Genomic DNA, 24,823 nt, shown 5'->3' with positions numbered 1-24,823 from the left:
TGCGTCGCCACTTTGAGGTGACCGCACCGTCTGTACACCAGATGGTGATAACCCTGGAAAAGGCCGGTCTCATTCAACGCCAGCCTGGAGAAGCGCGAAGCATTCAATTGCTCGTACAACCCGAAGCGCTGCCAATCTTGCGATAGCTCAACCCGTCAGAATCTCTGCGGAACGGTACTAGGCGGTCGTCTCCAGCGCTCTCCAGCAGGCCAAGGCCGCTCAGCAAAGGAAAGCCATCATGTTCAATACGAACGCAATTCACAATCTTCCGAATATCCTGATCGCCGTTCTCGCGGCCGTCACGGCATTCCTGATCGCCACCGGCTGCACTCAGTTGACAACGGGGCTTCTCGAATGCTCTCAGTCGTGGATCAGCCCGACCTATACCGCCGCTATCGTCGCTGTCCTTGGGGCGTCCAAGACCCTGATCAACGTCGTTCGGGATGGGTTTGGCGGTCTCATCAAACCCCAGCCACCGGTCGAGAAATGAACAGCGCCGTTCTGCTGACGCTATTCGTAAGCGCTCATTTCCATGCGCGTTGACGCGGCCCGTTTGACCGGGGTCGCCGTCAGACGGCTGCCATTGGATCATGCAGCGGCGGTTTCAGCGTTTCAGCGAAGTTGAAGGGCAGCAGGTCGGTGATGTCGGCTTCGATGACACGCTGCGGTAATTCGGTAAGGACGTGACGCAGATAAGCCAAGGGTTCGATGCCGCAGGCGCGGCATGTCAGCATGAGGCTGTAGATGACGGCACTGGCCTTGGCTCCGTCCACGGTGTCGCTGAACAGCCAACTCTTTCTTCCCGTGGCAAAAATCCTGATGTCGCGCTCAAGCAAGTTGTTGTCGATCGGCATCCTGCCGTCTTCTGTATAGCGCGTCAGGTACTCCCATTGGTTCAGGGTGTAGGACACGGCATCGCCAAGCTTGGTATCGGGCAAGACCTTCGGCGCGATGTCGTCGAGCCATGCCTTGAGAGCGTTCAGGATGGGGACGCTGTGTTGCTGGCGGAAGCGGTGGATGCAGTGATCTCGCGTTTCGTCCTTATCCGGCTTCTCATTGCGCGCCTGGCTTTCAATCCGGTAGAGCTGCGCGAAGAACTTGAGCGCCTGCTCCGGCGGACCGCCGCCTTTCTTCCTTGCCTTGAGCGCGTCGACGAAGCGACGCCTGGAATGGGCCATACACCCAACATGGGTCGCGCCGTTCAATGTGCGCCAGGCGGTGTAGCCATCGCTCATCAAGATGCCGCGGTAGTCGCCGAGGAAGGCCTGCGGATAAATCTGGCCGCGGCCGGGTTGATAATCGAGCAGCACGATTGGCTCGCCGCTGTCTTCCCCGCTCCTGTATGCCCACATGAAGGATGTGCTGGTGGCTTCCTTGTCCTTTTCCTTCAAGACCTGGACCGTGGTCTCGTCACCATGGATGAGCGGCTGCGCCCTGAGCCGCAATTTCAGGGCGTCATAGATTCGGGAGAGATGCCTCTCGCTCGATCCGATCACCCAATGCCCGAGAGCGCCGCGGCTGACGGGAACACCGGCACGCTCGAAGGCCTGGGCCAGGCGGTAGAGCGGCGTGCCATCGACATATTTATGGACGAGCGCGAAGGCCAGTGTCGAGGCCGTGGCGATGCTGCCCGGCAAGGCCTGCGCGGGCATTGGCGCGAGAATGACAGGCGTGTTGATGCCGGTGCGGTCGCAATGGCGGCAGGCATACTTGAACCGCACATTCTGCAGGACCTTGGCCTTCACCTCGATATGGAGCTGCTCGGTGACCGCCTCACCCATGCGATGCATCTGGTGACGGCAGCAAGGGCAGGCCTTCTGATCGTGGGCAATGTCATATTCGACGCGCTCGCGCGGCAGGTGTTCCGGCAGGGGCTTGCGGCCACGCTTCTTGCCCTCCGGCCTTTCGGTCGATGGCAAGCCGGTGTCCGGCAGGTGGACGACCTCGCCATCTTCTCCGCTGGCGTCGTCATCGGCAACCTGCTCGGCTTCATCGAAGAGGCGGTCCACGTGCTTTTCGCTCTTCGGCGCAAAACGATGCAGCCGCGCCAGCACCAACTCTTCCTCGAGCTTGACCACGCGTTCCGTGAGCTGACGGTTTTCCGCCTGCAGCGCCGCAATGCGCGCCATCAACTCCTCAACAGTGGGTTCGCCGGGTCGGATCATCAGATTCTTGAATCTGAACCGTTTCGCCCCGTCAACCGCAGACGTTGCGAACTGTCAGCCGGCGATCTGGTATTGCCGAACCGGATGGCGGACCATCGCGTCGATATCAATGCCGTCGAGAATCCAGTGTAATTGCTCGGTCGTCAGCGTTACCACCATCATCTCCCGACGTGGCCACCGGAACCGGTCTTCCGACAATCGCTTCAGSACCATCACAAAACCGGACCGATCGAAGAACAGGAGCTTCAKCCGGTCACGGCGGCGATTGCAAAAGGCAAAGACCGCAGGCGCAAACGGGTCSAGCKCCATMGTCTCCTGCACYAGGACCGCAAGGCTGTTGATGCCGGCGCGGAAGTCGATCGGTTCGCGRTGCAGGTAGACCTTGAGATCAGCGCCCAGTCTGAACATGACCCAAAGCTCCGATGATTGTCCTCAAAGCATCAGCATCACCGGATTCCAGCGTCAGCTTCACGCCGTTTGGTAGCAACGCGCTTATTTTGGAAGAACCTGACAGATTGGCCTTCCCCAGTGACGCCGGTTGGTCTTCCCTAAACGCGACCGGCATCTCCAACGAGGAGGTCCCGACAGGCAGGCTGCAGTCTGCCGCGACGACCGGGATAAACCGCGAGCTTGCAGATCCCGCCGAGAAGCGAGCCTCCCTGGCATCCTTGACCCATTTGCGCAGTAGGTTGGCATTGATCCCATGCGTAAGCGCAAGGCCGGATATCGACACACCAGGCTCAAGGCAGGCCGCAACAAGCCGCTCCTTTGATCCCGGATCATAGCGGCGTCGCCCATCACGTCCCACCAACCGCACTCGCAGTTTCTGCTCTTCGTCACTCATATTTGGTGTCCACCTATTTTAAGTGGACACTTCATGCGGCAGAGAATTCAACGCGAAAAGGCGCAACGAAATGAGCGCTTACCGCTATTCTTCATCACGGCCGGCACCCTTGCAATCGCCATCGGTGCCGGCCTCCTCTCCATACCGCATTGAAAGACGTGAAAGATGGTGGCTGACGAAACCGGAGATGAAGAGATGCAGATGCCGGAACGCGCGAAGAGGATGGGGGCGAATATCAATACCCTCGTTGGAATTCTCTCGATCGCCTCTTCGGTCGGCATGGGTGTCTGGGTCACGGCGAACAAAAGCCGCGATATCGAGGACCTGCAGGGTTGGCGGAAGGACTTTATCGTTCAGACCGAAGCGAATTCAGCCCGCGTCGATCAGCGCCTGCAGGCGATCGAAACGCGACAGTCGACCGCCGAAGGCGATATCAAGACGCTCGGCTTTCGGATGTCAGCAAGCGAACAATCGGTCGGGTCCGTACTCGCCTCGATCAAGGATCTGACGTCATCCGTCAATGAGCTGAATGGGATGTGAAGGTCGTTCGCGAGATTCTGCAGCGGCAGGATCGGCAGAGCGGCAATCAGCGCTGAGGAGGCAAAAAAATCCGCCGAGCGGGTCTCTGGATGCCTTCGGATTGTCGAGGTCGCTTCCGCGAAGGGAGTTGTAGGAAATATGGGAGGAGTCATGAATTCTCTGAAATCGATACTCTTAAGCGATCGGCGATGAATGTTGGTTGATCGTCGATAGAGATGTTGACAACGATGTCACCTGGCCGATCAAAATTAACCAGCAGACCAGTTGGAAACGCGTGGGCTGGTAGTGCTGCGTCAGAAATCTGAAACTGCACATCTATCTTTCCCAAAATGACAGAGTTTTTGCCGTCTTCATAGGTGACTGTTACGCTTGTTTTATGATCGCCAGCAGGCAGACCGAAAATTTGAATCCATGTGGCCATGGGTTGAATGAAAGGGGCTTGAAGCCTGATTTCGCCAGAATAGACCCCAATCAGGATGAGTTTGCCGTTGAACTCTTGACGTATGTCGTCGCAAAATACGACGCGAGCCCTTATTTCTGCCAATGTACGCCCCCTAGACCAGCGGCCGTCTTGGCGACATTTTGGGTTGGGGCCCTAGAATTCCATTCTGCTTTGCCAAATGAACCGGAGCTTTCCGTGACGCATGTGGAATGCCTCCGATTGGATAGTGCTTCTCTCTGGGGCCAGTGCCGTTCAGCTCGCAGGAAGCTACCATCGATAGCAAAAAGTAGTTCTGCTATCGTGTCTATCGTCCAGTTCCCGGGCGTATTCAGAAGACGAGATACTTGAGCAGGATCTTTACCGAGCCGGCGGGCAATGTTTGCGCGTGTTATACCGGCTTCGACACAAGCGTTCGCAACCATGTCAAAAACATCGTCTCGCGCGGTTTGAGTGACATAACCAAGTGTGCGATCGCTGATACGATCGTCGCTAGATGGCTCAGCCAATAATGATGTTTCGTGAGATGTATTCAGCATGTGTGGCCCCAATCAAAGGCGAATTTTGAGGAAACAGGAGATCCCATTGGGCTCGGCATCGTTTTACTGCTGCGCCAAAACGAAGATTGTCCCTAGCTTCCCATGTAAGCAGGATGAGACTATCGACTTGGGCGAATGCGCCGAAGATACGGATTTGCGGGCGCGGTTGTCGTATTCGCATATCCACGATTCCCTTACTTGTAGGAGCATTTCTCGCCACAAGAGTTGCGGGGTCTTTTCGCATCGGGTCCATGGCAAATCGAATTGCCCTTCCGGTGGTGAAAGCATCTATTTGAGCTCTCGCTTCACCCGCAACTCTATCAAATCGAGCATGAACAGACGCTCCACCATTTAGAAACTCACCGACTTCCGTTGATACAAAAATGTTTCTTTCCACTCCACGCCCAGGAAGCATCGGTCTTACGAACGACAGTCGGCCTGTTGAAACGTGGTTTTGCAATTCCTCCAATATTGACATATAAGTCAACAAACCTCTATCAGCAATCGGCTATTGAATGAATTTTTGGTAATTGGCGGTTCTTCATTGCCACCCCGGCCTTGTTCCAACAGCAAGAGAGCCGATTCGTAAATTTCTTCATGTTAAGCGTCGGTTATTTGGAATTTGGCCCTTAGGTGGCTGATCAAGGCCATAGATATCCCACCCGTTGCTGTCAACGATATCAAAAAAAGGCGAATGTCGATGCCGACAATTCGCTCAAAGGTGTGTATTCCAATGAAACCGGACAGGAATTCCGATCTTTAACCGGACGCTTATTCCAGCGTTTTACCGGACGCGATTCCGAGGCGAAGCCGGACGATGTACAGCGTCTCTGGGTCTGAGTTGATCATTGTCGGCGAATATCGGGCAGGTCAAGCCTGAGTTGCATTCTCGGCTGACAGGTTTCGATGTTTGCGCAGGCTCTCACCGGAAAGTTCGATGCGGTAGGCGTTGTGGACAAGGCGATCCAGCACGGCGTCGGCGATCGTGGGATTTCCAATCATATCGTACCAGTGGTCCACGGGGATTTGGCTGGTAACAATGGTCGAGCGCTTCTCGTATCGATCCTCGACAATCTCCAGGAGATCGCGTCGTTGCTCGTCGGTGAGCTTCTCCGGCCCCCAATCGTCCAGGATGAGGAGATCGGCTTTGCCCAGGCTCTTGAGCATCTTTGCGTAGCGACCGTCGCCTCGTGCCAGGGCGAGCGCGGCAAAGAGCCGTGGCACGCGGTGATAGGCGACGGCAAGATCCTCCCGGCACGCCTTTTGACCGAGAGCGCAGGCCAGCCAACTTTTGCCGACGCCGGCAGGACCGATCAATAGCAGGGAGTGCCGCTGTCTGATCCAGTCGCAGGTGGAAAGCTTGAGGAAGAGGTTGCGATCGAGACCACGCGCTGCTCGGAAATCGGTATTCTCGATTTGGGCGTCATGGCGCAGCCTGGCGGCACGGGCTCTGGCTTCGAAGCGCTTCTGGCGACGCGAGGTCTGTTCCCGTTCGAGCAGGATCGCGAGCCATTCGCCGTGCTGGAGGCTTCTCGCTTCCGGTTGCATTTCCAGTTCCTGGAAGGCGGAAGCCATGCCGGAAAGGCCGAGTTGGCGCAGCGTATCTACAGTGGGATTGGTCAGCATTCTTGATTGTCTCGTTAATGAAAGTAGGCTTTGCCGCGAAGATTGGCATGCTCGCCGACGGCGGCAGGTTCGGCGGAATGTCGTGGTGCCTTGTAGGTGCTGATGAGCGCGGTGATGCTTTTGCAGGTCAGTCCGCCGATCTCGACGGCACGGGCGGACACCGCCTCGGCCTGCATCGTAGGAATTGCCCGATAGAGCTTCAGCACGCCGAGGCAGGTTCGAAAGCCTTGTTCCGGATGAGGACGGCTGGCCAGGATAGCGATGATCAGCCCCTSGGTCTGAGGCCCAATGGAAGCGCCCCAGCGCTGGAACCTTGCAGGCGACCATTCGGCATAGCGCCGGTGCGAGCTGGGCATATGGTCAGGATCGGTTCCGTAGCGTGATCCGCCGTAACGACGCTGGTGGACTGCGATCCTCTTGCCCTTGAAGAAGACCTCGATCGTGCGGCCCGTGGCCCTGATATCCACCTGCTGTCGGATCAGGGTATGGGGCACGGAGTAGAAATAGTGCTCGAACTCGACATGGTAGTCGGTCGAGACCCGCGCCAGCTTCCACTCGGCGTATTCGTAGTCCTCTGCCGGAAGAGCCGCGAGTGCCGGGCGTTCCATGGTCTTGAACATCTCCTGGCGGGTTTGGCCCAACCGCTTCATGACGTGCGTGTTGATCCGCTCGACGGCATCCCGGATGGCGGCGTTAGCTTCCTCCAGTGAAAAGAAGGTCTGATTGCGTAGCCGGCCGAGGATGCAGCTCTGGGCGAAACGTACGCCGGCCTCGACTTTTGGCTTGTCTTTCGGCCGCTTCGGTCGCGCCGGAAGCACGCCGACGCCGTAATGGGCAGCCATCCTGCCGAAGCTGTGGTTGATCTCCGGATCGTAGAAGCTCGCCTTGTTGACGCCGGACTTCAAATTATCCGGATTTTGTGTCCCGAACGGTTATGTGCCCCGCAGCCTGGTGATCCAAGCGCTCTCGCCGACACGGGGCACATAACGATCAGAGGTCGGCGAGCCATTCGAGAAGCTTTGGCTCGCTCTGCCAGACTGGCTTTCGGGGAGGTCCCACCGAAGAACTAGCAAGTCCCTGGCAAGCCTCAAGCGCCTCCTGCTTCATCCTGATGCTAATCTCGGCATATCGGTTGGTTGTATCGAGGCTGACGTGGCCAAGCCAGCCTCTTATGACGTTCACGTCGACGCCGGACTCGAGGAGATGAACGGCCGTCGTGTGTCTCCAAACATGTGGAGATATGGACCTCTGTCCATTGCCAATGCGAATATTCGAACCATGACGCCGGACAAGCTTATATAGGCCGAACCGCGTCAGCGGCTTCCCGACGTTGCTGAGGAATACCGGACTTTCTGTAGCGGCTGGGTGGCGTCGGTTACGCAGCATCTCGCCAAGCAGGCGGGCAGTCTCGGGCCATAGTGGACAGGTCCGCCACTTGTCGCCCTTGCCGTGCAGGTTCACCCGCGGTGAGGAGGTCAAAACCAACTGATCGACGATCAGTCCGGTGACTTCCGTTGCGCGGGCGCCCGTATTGTACAGGAACATGAGCAGCGCCTTGTCGCGGATGGCCAGCTTTCCGCTGCGCGGCAGTTTGTCGAAGAGCCGTTCGACCTCGTCGCGCTCGAGATAATAGGTGGCTGCTGGCTGCGCACGCTTCCTTGGGATGGCGGCGACGCGTTCGGCCTCCGGCAGCACTATAGGTTCCTGGCCCCCGGCATTGGCGAAGAAGGTGTGCAGCATTGCTAGCCGGTGGTTCCGTGCTCGGATGCCGTTGCCGCGCTCGGATTCAAGATGGGCGAGAAATGCCCGCACATTGTCGGCGCTGAGGTTCTCAGCCTGAGCTTGCTGATCGGGGTTCGGTTCTCCCGGGCCAAGAATAGGAGAAACAACCGGATCCCGTCGCGGTAGCTCCGGATCGAGGTGGACGCCAGACCCTTCTCGGCTTTGAGATGGTGTTCGAAGAACTGATAGACGAGGCTGCCGACGGTTCTCATGGCCGTCCTCCATACGAAAGCGGTGCTGCAAAGCGTTCGAAGCGCTGGCCGGCGGCTTCAAGGAGATCGGCTGTAACGGTGAGATAGACGGCGGTGGAAGCGGGGTCCACGTGGCCCATGAAGGTCGACAGCTTAACGAGCTTGTCGGTGGGATTATGTCCGTCGCGATACCACCGCAGAAGTCGCCCGACCGCAAAGCTGTGTCGCAGATCATGCACGTGAGCCGGCGTTCCTCCCGCTGGGATTGGTATGTCCAATTGATCGGCCAGCGAACGGAAAATGATACTGATCGTGCCGGGGTTCACCGCTCGACCCCGCAGGAAAGAAAACAGCGGCGTGTCGGGGGTAACCGAAACTACGTGCTGTGATCGCAGCGTCATGAACGCATAAAGGCGCTGTGCCAGCTGCGGCCCCATGGGAATGAGCCTTGACTTGGAAAACTTCGTCTCGCGAATGGTGAGCACGTCACGATCCCGATCGACATCCCGCCAGCGCAGGCGCGCAACCTCGCCGACGCGCAGACCAAGCCCGAACAACAGGCTGAAGATGATGGCATAGGCAGGCCCGCGAAGCGGGGCGTTGTTCTGATCCGGGAGCTCGGCGGCGCGATCGATGAGCTGTTGAGCGGTCCGCAGATCCAGGATGCAGGGCGGTCTCGGATTACCTCGGCGGCGCGGCTTCATCGTGACAGGAGAACGATCAATAAAGTCATGCTCGACCATCCACTCGAACAGCCGGCCGACGACGCCGATCAGATGGTTGAAGCTTCGAGGCCGCGAGCGCGGACGGCTCAGGAAGAATGCATCGAGGAGCGCCGGGGTGATCTCGGTCAGGTTCGTCACCGCTTGAGCGTTGAGGTAGCCGTCGAACATCCGCAGCACCTTGTCTTCGACGTCATAGCGCCGGTTGAGCGCGCGCTTGTGGCGAAGGAAAGCGACGATGTAGGGTGCGATCGGGCTTGAAGGCTCGGGAAGACGCGGGCTCATTGCAGATCCTCCCCATCACCCAGAGCTACTTCCCGCAAGCCATCGACCTGGACCTTCGCGTAAATCATGGTCGAGGAGGCAGCGCGATGCCCGACATAATCGCCGATGGTCTTGAGCGAAAACCCCGTGTCTACCAGGCGCTGGACGCAGGCATGACGGAGAGTGTGTGATCCTGGACGGCTAACCGGAATCCCCGCGCGATGAAGATACTTGCTGGCAGTGGCCGACACCGCAGAGTGTGTAAGTGGCGATTGTGGGGCCAAATGCCGCCAGAAAAGCAATCGGCTTTGAACGTCAGGCCGCCCGTTCCTGAGGTAATCCACGATCGCCTCACCAACGACGGGGGCCAGCGGATAGGTGGTGCTGTGCTCGGCCTTGCGCCCGTGCACATGCAGCCGATCGCGCTTCCAGTCGACATCGTCGAGCGTCAGCAGCGCTACTTCACGGGAGCGCAGCCCATAAACGGCCATCAGCAGCAGCATGGCGTAGTCGCGCCGGCCAACCACGGTGCGCCGGTCCACCTGATCGAGCATATCCTGGACCGAACTCCAACTAATCGATCGAGGGATATCGGCCAGCCGATAACGTTGAGGTATCTCGACCAGCTTGCTGATGTCGCGCTGAAGGACGTGTTCCCGATGCAGGTATCGCAGGAAGACCCGCAGGATGCTGGCAAGACTGATCATCACGGTGCGGCCGAAATGCGAGGCCTGTGTCGTGATGAAGGTCGTCACCACCGGTAATGTAAGCGACTTCGGATCGCATCCTATATCGCCGAGATGTCGCTCGAAGACGCGAAGGTAATGCCGGTAATGCGCGATGGAGCTTTGCCGCAACCCTCGCTCATCTCGGAGATAATCGAAGAACCCTGGAATCTGGATTGCAAATGGATCGGGCAGCGAAGGTCTGGTGCGGTCATCGCCTGCCTTCCATACGACCAGGCTGAAGAAATGCCGCATGATGCCAGTGACAAAGTTGCGGTCGCGTCGACGTGCATCAGCCGATCGACCGGAATGACGATTTGACAACCAATCAGCGATGAACGGCTCGAAGAGCCCTTCCGCTTGTTCTATACGTTCGACATTCTGGCCGGCAGTGAATGCCGCAAACTTCACCAGCACGGGAACGCGGCGATAGATGCTTCGAGGCGTATAGGCACGTTCGCACAAAGCCTTCACATACTGCTCGATCTGCGGCCCTAGCCAGCAATCCATAATCCGATCGATAGTTTGTGGTTTGACGAAAAAGTGTTCCAACATGACAACCTCCATTCTGAATTAAGGGGAATAGGAGGGTGCGCTCGTTGTTCGCCAGAGATGTGCCGCCACAGACAATCTGGTCGTTTGATCACAGAAACTTACGCCCGCCGGGGCGCATAACCGTTCGGGACACAAAACCCCGATTACGTGCCCGGGCACGTAATCGTAGACGATAAGGCGCGGCACGCCGCCGAAATAGGCGAACATGCGCACGTGCGAGCCGATCCAGTCCGGCAGGGTCTGAGTCCAGGTGGCTTCTGCAAAGGCATAACTCGATGCACCGAGCACGCCGACAAAGATCTCCGCCTCGCGGATCTCGCCGGTCTTGCGATCGACGATCGGCAGCTTCTTGCCGGAATAATCGACGAACACCTTGTCGCCAGCAATGTGGACCTGCCGCATCGTTGGCGTCAGACGCCGCTCAAAGCCGCGGAACAGGTCGCAGAACCGACTGAAGCCGTAGCCATCAGGATAGACGGCTCGATATTCCTCCCACAGGATCGTCAGGGTCACGCCGGGCTTCTTCAGCTCGACCGCAATGACACTCCAATCCGGCTCTGGTAGTCGCCGTACCCCTTGTTTGGTGCCTTGCCGGGCGAAAAGTTTACATTCCAGGACGTCGTCCGTCAGATCGGCAGGCAAAGGCCAGGATAGCCCTGCCGTCGCAGCTCGCCCGATCCCGTCCTGCACCGTGCTGCGGGCAATCCCGAGCAGATCGGCAATATCGCGAACGCTCACGCCATCTGATCGCAGTCGAAGTAAATGTCGTAGTTGTCTCATGGTCAGCCTTCGTCTCTTCGACATGCCATCTCCTCAAGTTCAAAAGGAAATGCATGCCAAGGTTGCTGACCCAGGGGCACTGCTTACGTTGAAAAACGTCCGGTATCAAATCGGAATCGCGTCCGGTTAATTCTCGGAATCGTGTCCGGTTTTTGATCGGAACGCCGTCCGGTAAATCATCGGAATCTACACTCAAAGGTTTTGCCCGGGCGCCCGCCTCGGCACCCGTCCCACCATCTTTCAAAACAATAACGGCGCTGCAAGTAGCAACGCCGCTCATAAAATGCTGATTCCCGAACAGGCCGCGCCCGCAGGCCGAAGGGCGTATATGATCCACGCCATTATCACGTTCTAATTCAGCGGTCGGAAGTGTGCCTCCGACGATTGAAACAGAGCACTTCATGGAAACTGTGCCCCTATCCCTAATCGGATAGGGGCTTTTTGCTTTTGGGTGCCCGCTTGGGCGTTGCTGTGCGAAACACCGTTGTCATGAAGTCCGAAGAAACAACGCATTACCAGGTCTGTCGATTGTACCGCGCGAACGAGCTTCACGCCCGGTGAACGGCTCAAACTCATCATCGCCGTCGAGATATTCCAGCTCGTGGTCAATATGGTCGATCGCCCAGCACAGCGCCTCGATCTCGCTTCTCAGGTGCTCCGCCAAGTCCTCGGTAATGATGGCGATATCGGCAGCAGGCAGGGAGGCCTTGCTGTTGATGATCTTGATCGCATCAGCCTCAAGGCCGGCAAGATGATGCTTCGCCCGCTCGATCTGGAACAGTAGCGTGCTGCGCTGATCCATCAGGTATTCTCTGGTTTCGTCCATCATTTCGGCACCCGGCACGGCTCAGCACAAAGGAAAGCCCTGAGGGGGAATCCGCAGGGCCAGAGAAGTGAGAGATATCGGATGGAAAGGAGCTCCGATAACTTTGGTCTAAAGGACGTCATGTCCTGACCACGATGGCAGAAGTTTGCCAGAATTCCGCCTCGCCGTAAAGTTCAGACTAATGGTTGGTCACCAAGCGGACGCTGAAAGCTTCGTGCGTCAATGAAGAAGCTGCGCCACCATCAGCACCAACGTGCTTAGGCCCGCGCACACTGTCAAAGCAGTCAAAATCGAAGTCGACATCATATCGCTCCTCAAATCAGATTTTGCGAGCTGACTACTGCAGCGGTGGGGGCGGTGTTCTCATGGGAGGGAAAAGATGAGAGCGACCCGACCTGTGGTCGCCGATGACGTCGCAGCTTTCTCAAGCGTCGCCGGCGTTTCTTGGCGATATCGTCGGCAACCGTCGAGACGTAGCCACTATATTCGGGAAGTTTGCGGTCATGGAGCGTATTGCGCCTGATCTCACGATTGATGGTCGATCGGTGACGGCCGAGCTTACGTGCTATCTCGTTGATCGGCACCTTGCGCTCGACTAAATGATGCAGGCGCCGCCGATCGGCGAGGGTCAATTGCGAATAGTGCATAACGACAAGCTGTGGCGTAATCAGGAATATGAAACTGGAGAGCGGTTTTCCGGTGACGCTCGAAGCTTTCCAAAGAAAAATAGCCACCAATATAGACCCCGTTGGGAAGATGTCTGCTGACATCCCTACTTCTGCGAAACGTATGGCACGGGCGCGGACTTGCGCGCAGCCGTCGGGCGCTCCACCAGAATGGTTGTTCGCGGGAGGTCGTACGCCACGCTCAACGCCTTGAGCTCGTCGTCCAGGCGCTTGTCCGCTTCGTTGAGGCGGTGATGAAGGCGATGGTAATCCGTCCAGGTCGGCGTCCGGAAGGTCTCGAGCCATCGCGAAGGCTGCTGAACGTCGCGCGTGAGTGTCCACTGGCGTGCACCGACGCGGCTTTGAACCAGCCGACGCCTGCGCATGATTTCAAGAAAAAGGTCAGCATTCTCGTCCGCCACAGCGTATTCTGTCGTGACCAGGATCGGGCCACTTCGCGGCTTCAGATCAAGTGCCGGCACAGGCGCATCGAAAGCGCCGGAGGCTTCGAGCTCCGACTCTAGGCGGTTGCTGATCGGGAGCTTGACCCCAAGTGCCGCAACAACCAAGGAGGACGCAGCAGAACATGCCAGGGACAGGGAGAGGGAATGATTTTCCGCGATAATTCCCCAGAGCCAACTGCCCCCGGCAATCCCCCCATAGGTGAAGGCGCTGTAGATGGAAATCGTGCGACCCACGACCCAACGTGGGCTTGCCAACTGCACATTGACGCCGAACCCCGACCATCCCGTCACCCAGCCTGCGCCCCCGAAGGCAAGGCAGACTGTTGCGATGATAAGGGAGGACGTCAGAGCAAGTGAGATGGCACATGCCGCACACGCGACGCATGCCAGAACGATCAGCAGCTCCTGCGTGACCGCGCGCCTGAGTGGCGGGTTCACGAGCCCCGCGACCAGCGCGCCGGCGCCAAAGCCCCCCATGAGAATACCGTAGTCGATCGGGCCGCCCTTCAAAAGGTCTCTCGCGACGAGCGGCAGGAGCGCCAGCATTGAGGTTCCGGTCAGCCCAAAGAGCGTCCCGCGGACAATGGTCGCCTTGATTTCGGAGGATATCGCGGTGAAGCGCAGGCCATCATAGATGGCCGTCATGAGCGCTTCCCGGGGGAGGGGCGACGCTTTCACGGTCCACTTGTTTCGCCACAGGGCGGTGAGGGGCGCGACGAAGCCGAAGGTGGTGAGCGCGAATGTGACGAGCGGCCCGAATACAGCAACGATGATGCCGCCGAGGGCGGGACCGACGCTACGGACCGTGTTGAAGCCGACATTAAGAAGTGTCACGGCCGACGGCAGATGGCGGCGCTCCAGCATATCGCCAAGCGAAGCGCGCCAAGCAGGATCGCTCAATGCGATACCGCAGCCGTCAAGGAAACTGAACGCCAGGATCATCCATGGATCGGTGATGCCGAAGGCCATGAGGATCGTCAGCATCGCCGAGGCCGCCATCATCAGGCTTCGACCGACGATCATGACCATGCGCCGACTGTAGTTGTCGGCAATCGCGCCAACGAAGATCGCAAGAAAAAAGGCTGGCAGCGTGGATGAGGCCTGAACGAGGGCAACCATGACATCGGACGTCGAAACCGTGGCCATGAGCCAGCTGAGCGCTACCGTCTGCATCAGCCAGCCCAGGCTGGAAAGCTGCGACGCGAAGAAAATCGAACGGAACGTCGAATTCTTCAGTGGCGCCAATAGCCCTATGGATGCTGTCTCTTCTTTTGAAGGCATGTCATTCAGTCTCTTTCGGGCGGGTCACTTCGGCCGTGCTTGACGGGCGTATTCGGCGATGAGGGAAAGGAGTCGTACTTCGGTCTGCCATCATTTGTCGCTTGCCCAGTCGACGCTTTGTCCAAGAGTTCGCGGGCCAGGCATCGGCGCGTGGCGGCAAGGCCGGAATCGAAAACCGAGGGAAAAGCGGCTGTCGTCGAGCAGGGATCGACGACAGCCGAGCGAACCAGGATGGCAGGGGTTGATGCCACTCCCAGGCCAGGAGCTGTGTTCGGCTTGCGGCTAGTCTCCACAGTCTGAACCGTGAGGTTTTGTTTCTGGCCGACGCCATTATGGGACCGTTGCCGCTGCTCGATAAATGGCCTCATCGCAAGATCACCTCATGGACGCGAAACGCGCGCGACCGGTTGGCTCCGGGTCCGTCGCGTGTCTGTTGTGCGCTCAATCACAAGATCAGTTTCCGGAGGCTTGTCACTCATATGCAAAGCGGCGAGAAGCTGTACGACTTCCTGATCCCACGGGGAGAGACGATGATGCAAACGCAGGAAATCCATCCAGGTCGGCGTGCGGAATGTTTCTGTCCAACGGGAAGGCTTTCGAAGATTTCGCTGGAGCGTCCAGTCACGTGCGCCTGCCCGGGCCAGGGCGTATCTTCGAGTGCGCATGTGATCGAGGAAGATGTCCAGGTCGCTGTCGTCTATGGCATATTCCGTCCTCGCTGCAATCGGGCCGCTTCGGGGCTTCAGATCAAGCGCCACCGTTGGCGCCGGATAAACCGAGCCCTGCTGGTCTGCCTCGGCCGCCAGATGCACCGGCAGGACGAACCCTGATGCGGCGACGAGTAACAGGGCCGCTGCGGCAAGTTCGAGAGAAGATGCAAGCGAATAGGTCTGGGCGACGGTGCCCCAGATCCAACTGCCGGCTGCCATGCCGCCGGAGAGGAATGCGTAATAGATGGAGAGCGTACGGCCGACGACCCAGCGCGGACTTGCCAATTGCACCCAGACGTCGAACCCGGTCCAGGTGATGACCCAGCCGGCGCCTCCGATGACAAGCGCAAGTGTCGCCAAAGGTACTGAGGAGGTGAGGGCAAGTGAGATGCAACAAAACGCGCAAGCGATGGAAGCGATCGCCATCAGCCATTCCTGAGGAATCAATCTCCTTAAGAGCCGGTTGTTCAGTCCGGCGATGCAAGCGCCTGTTCCGAAACCGGCAAACAGTATGCCGTAGATGATTGGTCCGCCGGCCAAACGATCGAGGGCGACAAGCGGCAGAAGAGCAAGTATGGCAATGGCGGCAAGGCCGAAAAGGGTGGCACGTATGATCGCCGCCCGGATGTCGGAAGAAAGCGCCGTGAACCGCATTCCGTCATGGATTGCTGTTGAAATTCGCTCTGCAGGCAGCGGAGACTTGCGGACGTGCCACTTGTTGCGCAACACCGCGCCGAGAGGCGCTAAGTTGCTGCAGGCGGCAAAGAGAAAGGCCGCCAACGGACCGAGGAACGCGAGAATGGCTCCGCCCAAAGCCGGTCCAACGCTGCGCGTCATGTTGTATCCGACCGACATAAGCGTCACCGCAGCCGGAATATCTCGCTTGTCGAGGATATCGCCCACCGAGGCATGCCAAGCGGGGTCATTCAGCGCAAAGCCGCAGCCTGCGACAAATCCCAGACCTAGAATCAGCCAGGGACTAACGAAGCCGAAGGCGGCAGCAATCGCCAGTACGATGGAAGCGAGCGCAATCAATGAGAGCCCGGTGATCATGACCGATCGACGGCTATAGGTGTCGGCGATTGCTCCGGCGGGAATGGAGAGTATGAATGCCGGAAGCGTCGTTGAAGCCTGCACAAGCGCGACCATCAGATCCGAAGCGGAGATCGTCGCCATGAGCCAACTGATCGTGACGGTTTGCACCAGCCATCCCAGGTTGGCGACTTGCGTGGAACTCCAGATCGAACGGAATGCTATACTGCGTAGCGGATCAAGGGTGGTTGGCCCGCGCGCGGTGACGTCTTCGATCTGCATTCTTGATGGCTCTGAGCTTCGCATTGACACCGTGACGCCACAGATTATCCGCAACTCGGATACGAATTTCGGCGTTATTGGAGTTCTTGGCGCAGGAACCCTGCGTTGAGCGGGAGTGTATCAGGCAGTCCGACCAGTTCTAGCACGTTGCTGGCTTATTATTGAGCTTGTATGCCGTTTTTCCTTCCTGAACGATTATCCCTTCGGAAGTGCGTACCGGAGCACGCGCAATTCGTCCTCATCGCCGAGGGAAATTTCCAACACACGATTGGCGAGATCGTCATCGTCGTCGAGTTCGGCCATAGCCTGTTCGAACAGCTCGATCTGCATATCGAGGTCCATACCGGGCGGGCGGTTTAGGTAGACAGCCCGGCATGGATGGCAACGTCTGCATATTGCCCCTTCGTCCCGGGCTTGTCTTTCGGCCCGCGGAAGTCGACCGAGTTCTTCGTGACGAACGTCCAGTCGCCCTAAAGAATGATCGGTGTGAGCTCCCAGTCTTTCAGGCCACCCAGTTTTCATCCAGACGACATGGCTCGTTTCGCCATAACCTTTTTCCAGCGCCATCTTAGCCAGTTGAGGACTGAGGCACTCATCAATCAGAAACTTCATCCCGCCTTCGTGCGACGGGGGACGCGACGATCTGTGAGGATGACCGAACCTTCGGGAAGCTCGCCCAGCACGCGGGGCCGCCCGCGCAAGGGATTAGCTTCCGCATAGATTGTCGCGAGCCTGATCTTCTCTCTGTCCAGGCCAGGCCAGGTTTCGAGAATGCGCTCCGTGGAATTGCCCGCGGATACGGACGCGGCAACATCATGGACAGGAACGCGGGTGCCTCGAATGACAGGCGTCCCACCAAGGATGTCGGCCGACGATGTGACGACCTCCCGTGCTGCGGCAAGGTCGTCCAGCCGCTCGCTCGCGCCCCTCATAAAGGGCATGAGATCGATCGTCAGAAACTCGTGGTGCACGGTCCAATCTTCAAGCAACAGGGCGGACCACGGGAGGGTGCGGGCTCTCGCAAGCCGGGCCTCCGCCGTCCGGATAGTAGACAGGCGTTCTTCCGAGGTAAGGCGGCGGGCGCTTTCGAAGTAAAACGTGATAAGCGAGCAGGCTCCGGCGAGGACATGACGACCGTTGTCGAGCGATATGAACGCTTCCGGCAAGATGTGCTCGTCGATAACGCGATTGACGTCGCGCAGGCTCACGCGCGAGACAACGGCAGCCTCGCTCGCCTTCAGCATCTCGGCAACTGCTGGCATGGTTGAGCCATCGGTATTAATTCTTCCGATGGGTCGGAATATATAACTTGTTGGGGGCGATATCAAGGCCTGGGACGGATCGGCGGTCGCCGGTTGGACTTGAGGCATTGGGTTGATGAGGACGAGCCAAGATCGAAATCGCCGCTGGGCAATCGTTATATTGGTGCGCTATTTCGCTCCTTATGACGTCCTCTAGCGGAATTCCGCATTTTGCTTTATCTTAGAGTCATACGAAATTCCGGACACCGGCCAGCAGGCGAGCGATATTCCGCATGAGCACTACGATTTTCAATACTCTTGGCGAGCAACTGCTGGCCGCCCGCAAACGACGCGGTCTCAGCCAGCCTGCACTTGCGACAAGGCTCGGCCGGGACCGGGCACGAATATCGGAACTCGAAAGGGACCTTGCAACCGATCGACGGGGTAGGGATCGACTGACGCTGTTTGCCGAAATCTGCGATGCCCTCGACCTTGTGCCGGTCCTGCTGCCGAAGTCCCGGATGGGGGAAGTGAGGCAGTTGATTGGCGATGCTAGAGAACACCAGAATAAAGGTACGGCGGCCAGCGCATTTGAGGAACTTTTCGTCGATCTCGATGAAGACGACAATGGGGAACCGTGATGGCGAAATCTTCGGCGATCCTTGGCGTCCATCTTCTGGATCAGAACATCGGGAAGGTGAGGGTAGGGACCCTGACGCGCGATAGTGACGGCGCGGTCGCGTTTGTCGTTGCGGAAACGTTCCTGCGGGATCCAAGGCGGCCAATTTTGAGCCTGGGCTGGTTCGATCCTGACGATGACGAGGGCACACGCAATCGTCTGGCGCGGCGTGGGGACAAAATTGGGCTTCACGGCACATTGCCACCATGGTTTTCAGGATTGCTTCCAGAGGGCGCCCTCAGGGACCTCGTGTTGAACGAGATGGGGCCGGGCGATCACGATGAGTTCGACGTCCTGACCCGCCTCGGCGGCGATCTCCCCGGCGCAATCCTCGTCGTCCCCGAAACAGCGGTTCCAGCGTCAGCCGGCCCGATCACCATTGAAAAGAAAGATGGTGTGGATGTCCCGCTGCCCGATGGCACGGTCAAATTCTCGCTCGCCGGTGTGCAGCTCAAGTTCACGGCCAACGTCGAGGGCGACAGATTGACGGTTCCCGGTCGCGGTAACACCGGCCGCTGCATCATCAAGGTGGCAAGCGAGCGATACCCAGGGCTGCCGGAAGCTGAACATGCGGCCATGCAGATGGCAAGGACGATCGGCGTGCGGACAGCAAACTGCCGGCTTGTCTCCAGCACCGCGATCAGCGGCATCCCTGCGGAACTGTTGGCTCATGGTGAGCGCGTTCTCGTCGTCGATCGCTTCGACCGTGCCGACGATGATCGTCGCATTCACATCGAAGACGCAGCCCAAATTCTAGGAGCGATCGGCGATCGAAAATATACGATGGCGACGACCGAGACCATCATCAACATGGTGCGCCGCTTCAGCACCGACCATCGCGATGACATATTGGAAGCCATCCGCAGGGTAGTTGCAGACGTGCTTTTAGGCAATGGCGACAACCATCTCAAGAACTGGTCTTTCCGTTTCCCGGCACCTGGCGAAATCCGGCTGTCGCCGGCCTACGATATTGTCCCGACCGTTCTTTACATGCCGTCCGACACTATGGCGCTGAGGTTCGTCAAAACCCACAGCTTCGAAAGCGTGAACCTGCATCGCTTTGAGAGGGTCGCAAGTTTTCTTCGCCTGGACGCGAAGCTGATCACACGCGAGGTCGTTGCGACAGTCAGGCGTGCGCTGGAGCATTGGCCGACATCGGCGCCTAAACTACTGGGGGAAAAGAAAGCAAAGCAGCTTCTTGATCGCCTTGGCACGCTGAGCCTGGTGGACGAAGTGCGGCGTCAATCGTAGTCTTTGGCTCACGTCGGTCCGGGCCTTGCACTCTCTCTAATTCACCCCTATGTTTGGGGGTGGATTAGAAAGGGCAATAGGATGGAACATCTGACAACGGCACAAGCGGCTTTTGTGGTTGATGCGCCTCTAGACACTTTCAAAAAGGTTGTCGAGCGCGCGCCGATCAAGCCGCAACTCGTGAAGCGAGGCGGTCGGAATATTAGGCAGTTCGGTCAAGCCGAGCTGGTATTTCTCCATGCCTATGACGAACTCAAACAGGCGCTGACACCCAAGAGCCAGTCCGAATTCTACGAGGCGTTGCGAAGCTCTCTCAAACGCGGTCACGCGAAAGAGGTCGTGTTCGGTAAACAGCGCTACGACATTGGTCAGCACCTGGTCTTCGTCGAGCGTAAGCTGAAGGAACTCGACAAGCTCACTGCTCAAATCGACCTATCCGGCAAGGAACCGCTAATCCGGGGAACGCAAATCGAGGCGCATCGGATTGCCGCTCTCCTCGACGCCGGCGCGACTGTCAAAGATGTCCTTCGCGACTATCCCTCCTTGAAGGAGCAACAGGTCGTTTCCGCGGGAGTCTATGCGGAGGCGCATCCGAAGGCGGGGCGGCCGTATCCGAAGCAAACGGCAAAAGCCGCCATGCGCGCAGCCGATCTTAGCGCGTTGGATGACTGAGCTTGAAATATCTGCTCCATACAAATGTCTTAAAGGAAATCGGTCGACCCGAGCCGCACGAAAATGTGGCGGCCTCGATACGGTTGACGATACTGATCTCGCGATCAGCGTGATCTCGGTTCGAGAGGTTCCGAAAAGCATCGAGAGAAAGCGGAACACCGACGAGGCTGTCGCCCGCCGGTGGGGGCAAATGCCGGGACAATCGGACAAGATTCCGACGTTATCGGTTTGGCCGCGACGGCGCAGGTAAATGACCTTGTCGTCGTCACCCGAAACACCGCTGATTTTCAAGGGCGGGCGTCACAATCCTGGACCCGTTTAAGAAGACTGCCAAACCTGCCTGGCCAGGCTCGTCTGCCGATTAATCATGTTCGAAAATGCATTTAGTTCGTTTAGTGCGGAAAAGCCAAAATGATTATTGCAAAAGAGACGGTGCCCGGTTGAGCGACCGAAATGTGCTTGTGGTCGAGCCCGCATTCTTCATGCAACAAGGTGTCGATATGGTGTGCTGGGATGCCGCTCTCGGCTCTAAAAGCTTCCGCGAGCTCGATGTCGAACATCGCTCTCGTCATTCGGGCGCGAGCGCGCAAAATTTCCTTCTTCGCCTTGGTTAATGTTTCGCCATCGATTTTGTCGAGCCACGCGTTGTAGCGATCGCGCGCTGATGCGCTGCGTTCTTCTGCAGGCTTATTGAAACGCTGACGACCAGGCAGCATTCTGGTTAAGTGTAGATCGCGCCAGAAGATTGCTACCGGTCAGAGTGAACTGGCCGAGTCTCGCTGATCTCAACTTTGGGCAAGCTGCTGGCTTCAAAAAGAGGAGCACTAAGCCGCTTCTCTTCGTCCATCAAGTGGCCAAGCTGCCGTGCCGATAGCGCCGCGACTTTATGCACTAAAACGGAAACTATTAGGCTGCTGACGGCCATTGCGTAGGGAATCCAATTGGGCTGAACCCTTTCAATCGACAGAGAAATAAAGGTTGAGAAGCCACCGACTGCCAAGATCGAGATCGCTACACCGTTAAAATACGCGATTTGAGCCCGTAGTTGCTCTTTCTTCGCCTCAGACATCGACGGCCCTCCATTGATCCCGGCACGCAGTCATTTTCAACCCGGTAATATTAAAATGCGTGGCTTTATCAGCTCCGGAACATTATACCCTTGCACGGTGATCGTAAGCTCACGGTTGGCATCATCCTTGTGCCCGAACAAGTAGGTCCAACTGCTCTCAGAACGTTTCTGGACCAGCTTCTTGAATTTGGGGTGCGCTGGAGTAACCTCTCCGATCTTCGCAAGGACGGCGCTGAAATCCTTATTCCGATTAAAGATAAGGACCGCTGCTTTTGTATCTCGCCAGCTAAGATAAGAAAGCACCTGATCAAGGGTTTCCAGATAGCCCTTTTCGCCGGTCCAGAATTTGCATTCGCCAATAAAGATATTTTTCCTATCGACTTTGATCAGAATGTCGGACTTTCCTTCATAGTTGAAAGTTTCGGCCGTCGCATCGCCGGCAAAATGCCCATTGAGCTGGACTAGAAAATGGGTCCGCAAGCTCTCTCCATCGATTTCCCGGAACGCCCCGGGGCTTTGCTCCATGACGCCGACCATATTCTCCATCACCAATAGAACATGCTCATAGTCTTCTGGGGTGAGAATAGGCTCTGGCTTGTACGGATCGCGAGAAGCAACGGGCCTTGGGACAGAAGGATGAATGGTACGACGGACGGAAGGAACTGCGAACGTTTGGCTCGCGCCGGGGCGCTCCTTCATTTTAAAACCCAACCCAGCAAGAAGCGATTTGCCTCGGAGAAGTTTTTCCTTGCGATGGTCAATTGTTCTCATCGCTAAGTCCCCTAGGCTCGCGTTGTAGGCCTGCGCGTCATTTGTCAACCAGCTCAAATGCAGATTGATCGATGCAACCATTCCATCGATCTGCTGCCTCACGCGCTCTGCCGTAAGATCGGTTCCCGCGATGGAAAACGAGATAACGCCATCGTCCACATGCGCCCGGGGATTGTTGAAATTGCTGGTCGTGGGCTGGATATCAAATCCGACTTTATCGCCGGTGAAAGGCAGCTCGACGTCAACTGCCGTTCCAGTAATGTAATGCGGGCGCGAACGGTCATCTATCCACCTGTTTTGATCCTGACTGATATCGATTTGAGCTTCCCGTTGGTCGACCACCAAATCATCTGGGTAAATCGTGGGAACCTCGAACGCGAATTCGCTCACAAGGTAACGAGCCAGATCGGTGGTAGACGTATTGAGAAGCTCGTCGCCATTCTTGGCCTCGACAGTAGCAATCAGCTTTTGCCTCCACGCCTCTTGCGTTGCGAACCAGTCACCTTTGTTGAAAAGGTAGTCATTATACCAATCGGCATTGGTCAGAACCGATGTGCCCAGTCGCGCATTCCGATTGACATGATCTTCCAGGGCTGGTCGACCAGCTTGTTCCAAGCGGCGCAGCAATGATTGACGATGTCGTCGTAGGATGTGAAGACGCGGTTCGACAGCCAGTTGTCGCGCAGGAATTGCCAGACATTTTCAACAGGATTCAGTTCTGGGGATCGCGGCGGCAGGAAGAGCAGGGTGATGTTTTCCGGCACGATCAGCTTGGCCGATGAATGCCAACCCGCCTGATCGAGGATCAGAACCGCGTGCGCACCGTTATCGACCTCGCGGCTGATTTCCTGAAGGTGCGCGTTCATTGCCTCTGTGTCGCACCAGGGCATGACAATGCCTGCACCCTTACCCTTCTTCGGGCAGATCGCCCCGAATATGTAGGTCCATAGCGTTCGCTGATCGTGGGGGGCCGATGGACGCGTTCCCCGTTGCGCCCATCGCCGCGTCATCTTGTTCTTTTGCCCGATGCGGGCTTCATCTTGCCACCACAGCTCTATTTCTGTGCCTGGAGCGAGGGTCTTGCTGATCGCGCTGATCTCTTCCGGGAAACTTATGGAATGGCCCGCCCTTTCACCCAGCATCGAGTAGGATGCTGATATCGGGAAAGAGAAAGGAACGAGCGAATGTCTATTGCTATCCTCGGTGTTGATCTGGGCAAGAACTCTTGCAGCATAGTTGGCGTCGATGCGGCCGGTGCCGTGGTCGTTCGTCGTACAATGCGCCGGCAGACGCTGATCGACTATGTGACGAAGCTTCCGGCCTGTGTGGTCGCAATGGAAGCATGTTGCGGCGCGCATCATCTGGGACGCCTGTTTATGGCGCAAGGCCACCAGATCCGGTTGATGTCGCCCGAATACGTTCGCCCATATATCAAAGCGCAGAAGAACGATGACCGCGATGCGGAGGGGATCGCGGAGGCCGCTTCACGGCCGACAATGCGTTTCGTTGAACTCAAGAGCCAGGAGCAGTTAGATATCCAGACGTTGCATCGGGTGCGTTCGCGCCTCGTAGCCGAACGAACGAACCTTCTCAACCAATTGCGAGCGATCTTGCTGGAACGCGGGGTGATCTTTCCTGCTGGCAGGCGAAAGTTCGAGCTTGATTTGGATCGCATGCGTTCCGAGGGCAATGAGACCTTGTCGCCCCGCATGCGTCAGCTGATTGACGGGCTGCGTGCCGAATGGAAAGAGCTCGACGCGAAGATTGGGGCGCTGAACGATGAGTTTGTCCAACTGGCGCGCAACGATGCCGCCACACGCAGGTTGACCTCGATCCCTGGCATTGGGGTGCTCAACGCGACGGCTTTGGTCGCGGCCGTGGGTAATGCAAGCAGCTTTGCCAAGGCCCGAGACCTTGGCTCCTGGCTTGGGTTGGTTCCGAGACAATACAGCACGGGCGGCAAGGCACGGCTGCTTGGGATATCCAAGCGTGGCAACACCTATCTGCGCACTTTGCTCATCCATGGCGCGCGTGCGGCATTGCCATCGCTTTCAAAAAGCGACACTCCTTTGGGGCGATGGCTGACAGCAATGATCGAGAGAGGCGTGCATCGGAACGCAGTGGTGGTGGCGTTGGCCAACAAGCTGGCGCGTATCGCTTGGGCCGCTTTACGCAAAGAGACACGCTTCGAACGCGGTTACCTGGTAGCGACGGCATAATTGGGTCGGAACATGCTATCGCACGTAGCCCAATGAGGTTTGCAGGAAGGATCGTGAAGATGGCCTGACAGTCGATCGGCGTTTGGAAAGCCCGGTTTAAAAAATGGCACATGATGCCGAGAAACTTATGGGGCTCTAGACGCGCGGATGTCCATCTTGGCCATGGGGGCGACCCATGAGACCGTATACGTTGACGCAGACTGATCAGAACACCGTAAAATCTTCTTGCAGACGGGCGGGCCATACGTTTTTTAAAATCCTCCACCGCCAATTCGTTCTGGGCATAGTGGCGAGGACGGGCAGACAGCTTGGCAAAGCCCATGGCCTTCAACTCACGTCCCACGTGCTTTCGTCCAGCGATATCCGATAGTCCTCGAATATCAAGCGTGCCAGGTCCTTCAACCGCCAGCGCACAACGCCGTGAATCGCCGGGATCGGCCCCTTCTCCACAAGACGACGAAGCTCCTGGCGCTGATCGTCGTTGAGTGT

25 protein-coding genes and 4 pseudogenes are annotated in these 24,823 nt (G+C 57.6%); 7 read left to right on the top strand and 22 right to left on the bottom strand.

What is annotated here, in order from left to right; all coding sequences use genetic code 11:
• Both QD409_RS32385 and QD409_RS32380 read left to right on the top strand, forming a co-directional pair.
• Positions 1-146: pseudogene (locus QD409_RS32385) on the top strand (MarR family transcriptional regulator); the annotation flags it as partial.
• Between the two features lie 92 nt (positions 147-238).
• Positions 239-490, top strand: a complete 252-nt coding sequence (locus QD409_RS32380) for a hypothetical protein (RefSeq protein WP_004121984.1) — start codon at positions 239-241, stop codon at positions 488-490.
• Positions 491-569: 79 nt separating this feature from the next.
• On the opposite strand, the gene tnpC is transcribed toward QD409_RS32380, so the two are convergent.
• Genes tnpC through tnpA form a run of 3 tightly spaced genes read right to left on the bottom strand, consistent with a single transcriptional unit; the run spans position 570 to position 3,009 of the window.
• Complete coding sequence (gene tnpC / locus QD409_RS32375) at positions 570-2,165, bottom strand: IS66 family transposase (protein WP_004121999.1); 1,596 nt, start codon at positions 2,163-2,165, stop codon at positions 570-572.
• 54 nt (positions 2,166-2,219) lie between these two features.
• Positions 2,220-2,573 carry an IS66 family insertion sequence element accessory protein TnpB gene (gene tnpB, locus QD409_RS32370; RefSeq protein ID WP_430764701.1) on the bottom strand — a complete coding sequence of 118 codons (354 nt, stop codon included), beginning with the start codon at positions 2,571-2,573 and terminating at the stop codon, positions 2,220-2,222.
• On the bottom strand, positions 2,554-3,009 hold the full coding sequence (gene tnpA / locus QD409_RS32365; protein WP_004121997.1) for an IS66-like element accessory protein TnpA: 456 nt from the start codon (positions 3,007-3,009) through the stop codon (positions 2,554-2,556). Before tnpA ends, tnpB begins: the two co-directional genes overlap by 20 nt.
• Before the next feature lie 165 nt (positions 3,010-3,174).
• Here tnpA and QD409_RS32360 point away from each other — a divergent pair, with 165 nt between their 5' ends.
• Complete coding sequence (locus QD409_RS32360) at positions 3,175-3,549, top strand: hypothetical protein (RefSeq protein ID WP_004118259.1); 375 nt, start codon at positions 3,175-3,177, stop codon at positions 3,547-3,549.
• A 148-nt stretch (positions 3,550-3,697) separates the two neighbouring features.
• Here the strand turns inward: QD409_RS32360 and QD409_RS32355 are convergent, their stop codons facing one another.
• From QD409_RS32355 to QD409_RS32290, 14 genes and pseudogenes are all read right to left on the bottom strand, one after another.
• Positions 3,698-4,093: a DUF6941 family protein gene (locus QD409_RS32355; protein ID WP_004118260.1), complete on the bottom strand. Its 396-nt coding sequence runs from the start codon at positions 4,091-4,093 to the stop codon at positions 3,698-3,700.
• Positions 4,094-5,397: 1,304 nt separating this feature from the next.
• A complete protein-coding gene (gene istB, locus QD409_RS32350; RefSeq protein ID WP_015342034.1) occupies positions 5,398-6,153 on the bottom strand; it encodes an IS21-like element helper ATPase IstB in 756 nt (251 codons plus the stop codon).
• A 14-nt stretch (positions 6,154-6,167) separates the two neighbouring features.
• Positions 6,168-7,058, bottom strand: a complete 891-nt coding sequence (locus QD409_RS32345; RefSeq protein WP_430764700.1) for a Mu transposase domain-containing protein — start codon at positions 7,056-7,058, stop codon at positions 6,168-6,170.
• 85 nt (positions 7,059-7,143) lie between these two features.
• Positions 7,144-7,893, bottom strand: coding sequence for a tyrosine-type recombinase/integrase (locus QD409_RS32340; RefSeq protein ID WP_240535426.1), 750 nt, complete (start codon positions 7,891-7,893; stop codon positions 7,144-7,146).
• 2 nt (positions 7,894-7,895) lie between these two features.
• Positions 7,896-8,147 carry a site-specific integrase gene (locus QD409_RS32335; protein ID WP_240535427.1) on the bottom strand — a complete coding sequence of 84 codons (252 nt, stop codon included), beginning with the start codon at positions 8,145-8,147 and terminating at the stop codon, positions 7,896-7,898.
• Positions 8,144-9,133, bottom strand: a complete 990-nt coding sequence (locus QD409_RS32330; RefSeq protein WP_004118271.1) for a tyrosine-type recombinase/integrase — start codon at positions 9,131-9,133, stop codon at positions 8,144-8,146. The genes QD409_RS32335 and QD409_RS32330 overlap by 4 nt, the downstream gene beginning before the upstream one ends.
• Positions 9,130-10,392 (bottom strand): tyrosine-type recombinase/integrase, encoded by a 1,263-nt coding sequence (locus QD409_RS32325; RefSeq protein WP_004118273.1) that lies wholly within the window; start codon positions 10,390-10,392, stop codon positions 9,130-9,132. Before QD409_RS32325 ends, QD409_RS32330 begins: the two co-directional genes overlap by 4 nt.
• Positions 10,393-10,410: 18 nt before the next feature.
• Positions 10,411-11,172 carry an IS21 family transposase gene (locus tag QD409_RS32320; protein ID WP_004118276.1) on the bottom strand — a complete coding sequence of 254 codons (762 nt, stop codon included), beginning with the start codon at positions 11,170-11,172 and terminating at the stop codon, positions 10,411-10,413.
• A gap of 487 nt (positions 11,173-11,659) precedes the next feature.
• Entirely contained in the window at positions 11,660-12,001 is a 342-nt protein-coding gene (locus QD409_RS32315; RefSeq protein WP_210305352.1) for a hypothetical protein, read from the bottom strand.
• 404 nt (positions 12,002-12,405) lie between these two features.
• Positions 12,406-12,645 (bottom strand): annotated as a pseudogene (locus tag QD409_RS32310) (helix-turn-helix domain-containing protein); the annotation flags it as partial.
• Between the two features lie 125 nt (positions 12,646-12,770).
• Positions 12,771-14,408 carry an MFS transporter gene (locus QD409_RS32305; RefSeq protein WP_004118281.1) on the bottom strand — a complete coding sequence of 546 codons (1,638 nt, stop codon included), beginning with the start codon at positions 14,406-14,408 and terminating at the stop codon, positions 12,771-12,773.
• Between the two features lie 380 nt (positions 14,409-14,788).
• On the bottom strand, positions 14,789-16,432 hold the full coding sequence (locus QD409_RS32300) for an MFS transporter (protein WP_004118282.1): 1,644 nt from the start codon (positions 16,430-16,432) through the stop codon (positions 14,789-14,791).
• Positions 16,433-16,627: 195 nt separating this feature from the next.
• The gene (locus QD409_RS32295) at positions 16,628-17,044 is read right to left on the bottom strand and encodes a hypothetical protein (RefSeq protein WP_004118284.1); all 417 of its coding nucleotides are present in this window, start codon (positions 17,042-17,044) and stop codon (positions 16,628-16,630) included.
• Positions 17,041-17,694 carry a DUF433 domain-containing protein gene (locus QD409_RS32290; protein WP_004118290.1) on the bottom strand — a complete coding sequence of 218 codons (654 nt, stop codon included), beginning with the start codon at positions 17,692-17,694 and terminating at the stop codon, positions 17,041-17,043. The genes QD409_RS32295 and QD409_RS32290 overlap by 4 nt, the downstream gene beginning before the upstream one ends.
• A 272-nt stretch (positions 17,695-17,966) precedes the next feature.
• Between QD409_RS32290 and QD409_RS32285 the strand changes: the two genes are divergently transcribed.
• From QD409_RS32285 to QD409_RS32275, 3 genes are all read left to right on the top strand, one after another.
• Complete coding sequence (locus QD409_RS32285) at positions 17,967-18,314, top strand: helix-turn-helix domain-containing protein (RefSeq protein ID WP_004118293.1); 348 nt, start codon at positions 17,967-17,969, stop codon at positions 18,312-18,314.
• The gene (locus QD409_RS32280; RefSeq protein ID WP_004118296.1) at positions 18,314-19,603 is read left to right on the top strand and encodes a type II toxin-antitoxin system HipA family toxin; all 1,290 of its coding nucleotides are present in this window, start codon (positions 18,314-18,316) and stop codon (positions 19,601-19,603) included. Before QD409_RS32285 ends, QD409_RS32280 begins: the two co-directional genes overlap by 1 nt.
• A gap of 81 nt (positions 19,604-19,684) precedes the next feature.
• Positions 19,685-20,275, top strand: a complete 591-nt coding sequence (locus QD409_RS32275; RefSeq protein WP_004118299.1) for a DUF433 domain-containing protein — start codon at positions 19,685-19,687, stop codon at positions 20,273-20,275.
• 392 nt (positions 20,276-20,667) lie between these two features.
• Here the strand turns inward: QD409_RS32275 and QD409_RS32270 are convergent, their stop codons facing one another.
• From QD409_RS32270 to QD409_RS32255, 4 genes and pseudogenes are all read right to left on the bottom strand, one after another.
• Positions 20,668-20,991, bottom strand: a complete 324-nt coding sequence (locus tag QD409_RS32270) for a hypothetical protein (protein WP_004118301.1) — start codon at positions 20,989-20,991, stop codon at positions 20,668-20,670.
• 32 nt (positions 20,992-21,023) lie between these two features.
• Positions 21,024-21,344: a hypothetical protein gene (locus QD409_RS32265; RefSeq protein ID WP_004118303.1), complete on the bottom strand. Its 321-nt coding sequence runs from the start codon at positions 21,342-21,344 to the stop codon at positions 21,024-21,026.
• A gap of 36 nt (positions 21,345-21,380) precedes the next feature.
• A complete protein-coding gene (locus QD409_RS32260) occupies positions 21,381-22,730 on the bottom strand; it encodes a hypothetical protein (protein ID WP_430764699.1) in 1,350 nt (449 codons plus the stop codon).
• Positions 22,658-23,185: pseudogene (locus QD409_RS32255) on the bottom strand (IS630 family transposase); the annotation flags it as partial. The pseudogene QD409_RS32255 and the gene QD409_RS32260, both read right to left, overlap by 73 nt.
• Before the next feature lie 114 nt (positions 23,186-23,299).
• Here QD409_RS32255 and QD409_RS32250 point away from each other — a divergent pair.
• Positions 23,300-24,334, top strand: a complete 1,035-nt coding sequence (locus QD409_RS32250) for an IS110 family transposase (RefSeq protein ID WP_004118306.1) — start codon at positions 23,300-23,302, stop codon at positions 24,332-24,334.
• Positions 24,335-24,575: 241 nt separating this feature from the next.
• Here QD409_RS32250 and QD409_RS32245 read toward each other — a convergent pair.
• Positions 24,576-24,823, bottom strand: a pseudogene (locus QD409_RS32245) (helix-turn-helix domain-containing protein); the annotation flags it as partial.

Source organism: Rhizobium sp. BR 315 (assembly GCF_050577975.1).
Classification (GTDB): Bacteria; Pseudomonadota; Alphaproteobacteria; order Rhizobiales; family Rhizobiaceae; genus Rhizobium; species Rhizobium miluonense.
This window is presented reverse-complemented; position numbering and strand designations above follow the sequence as displayed.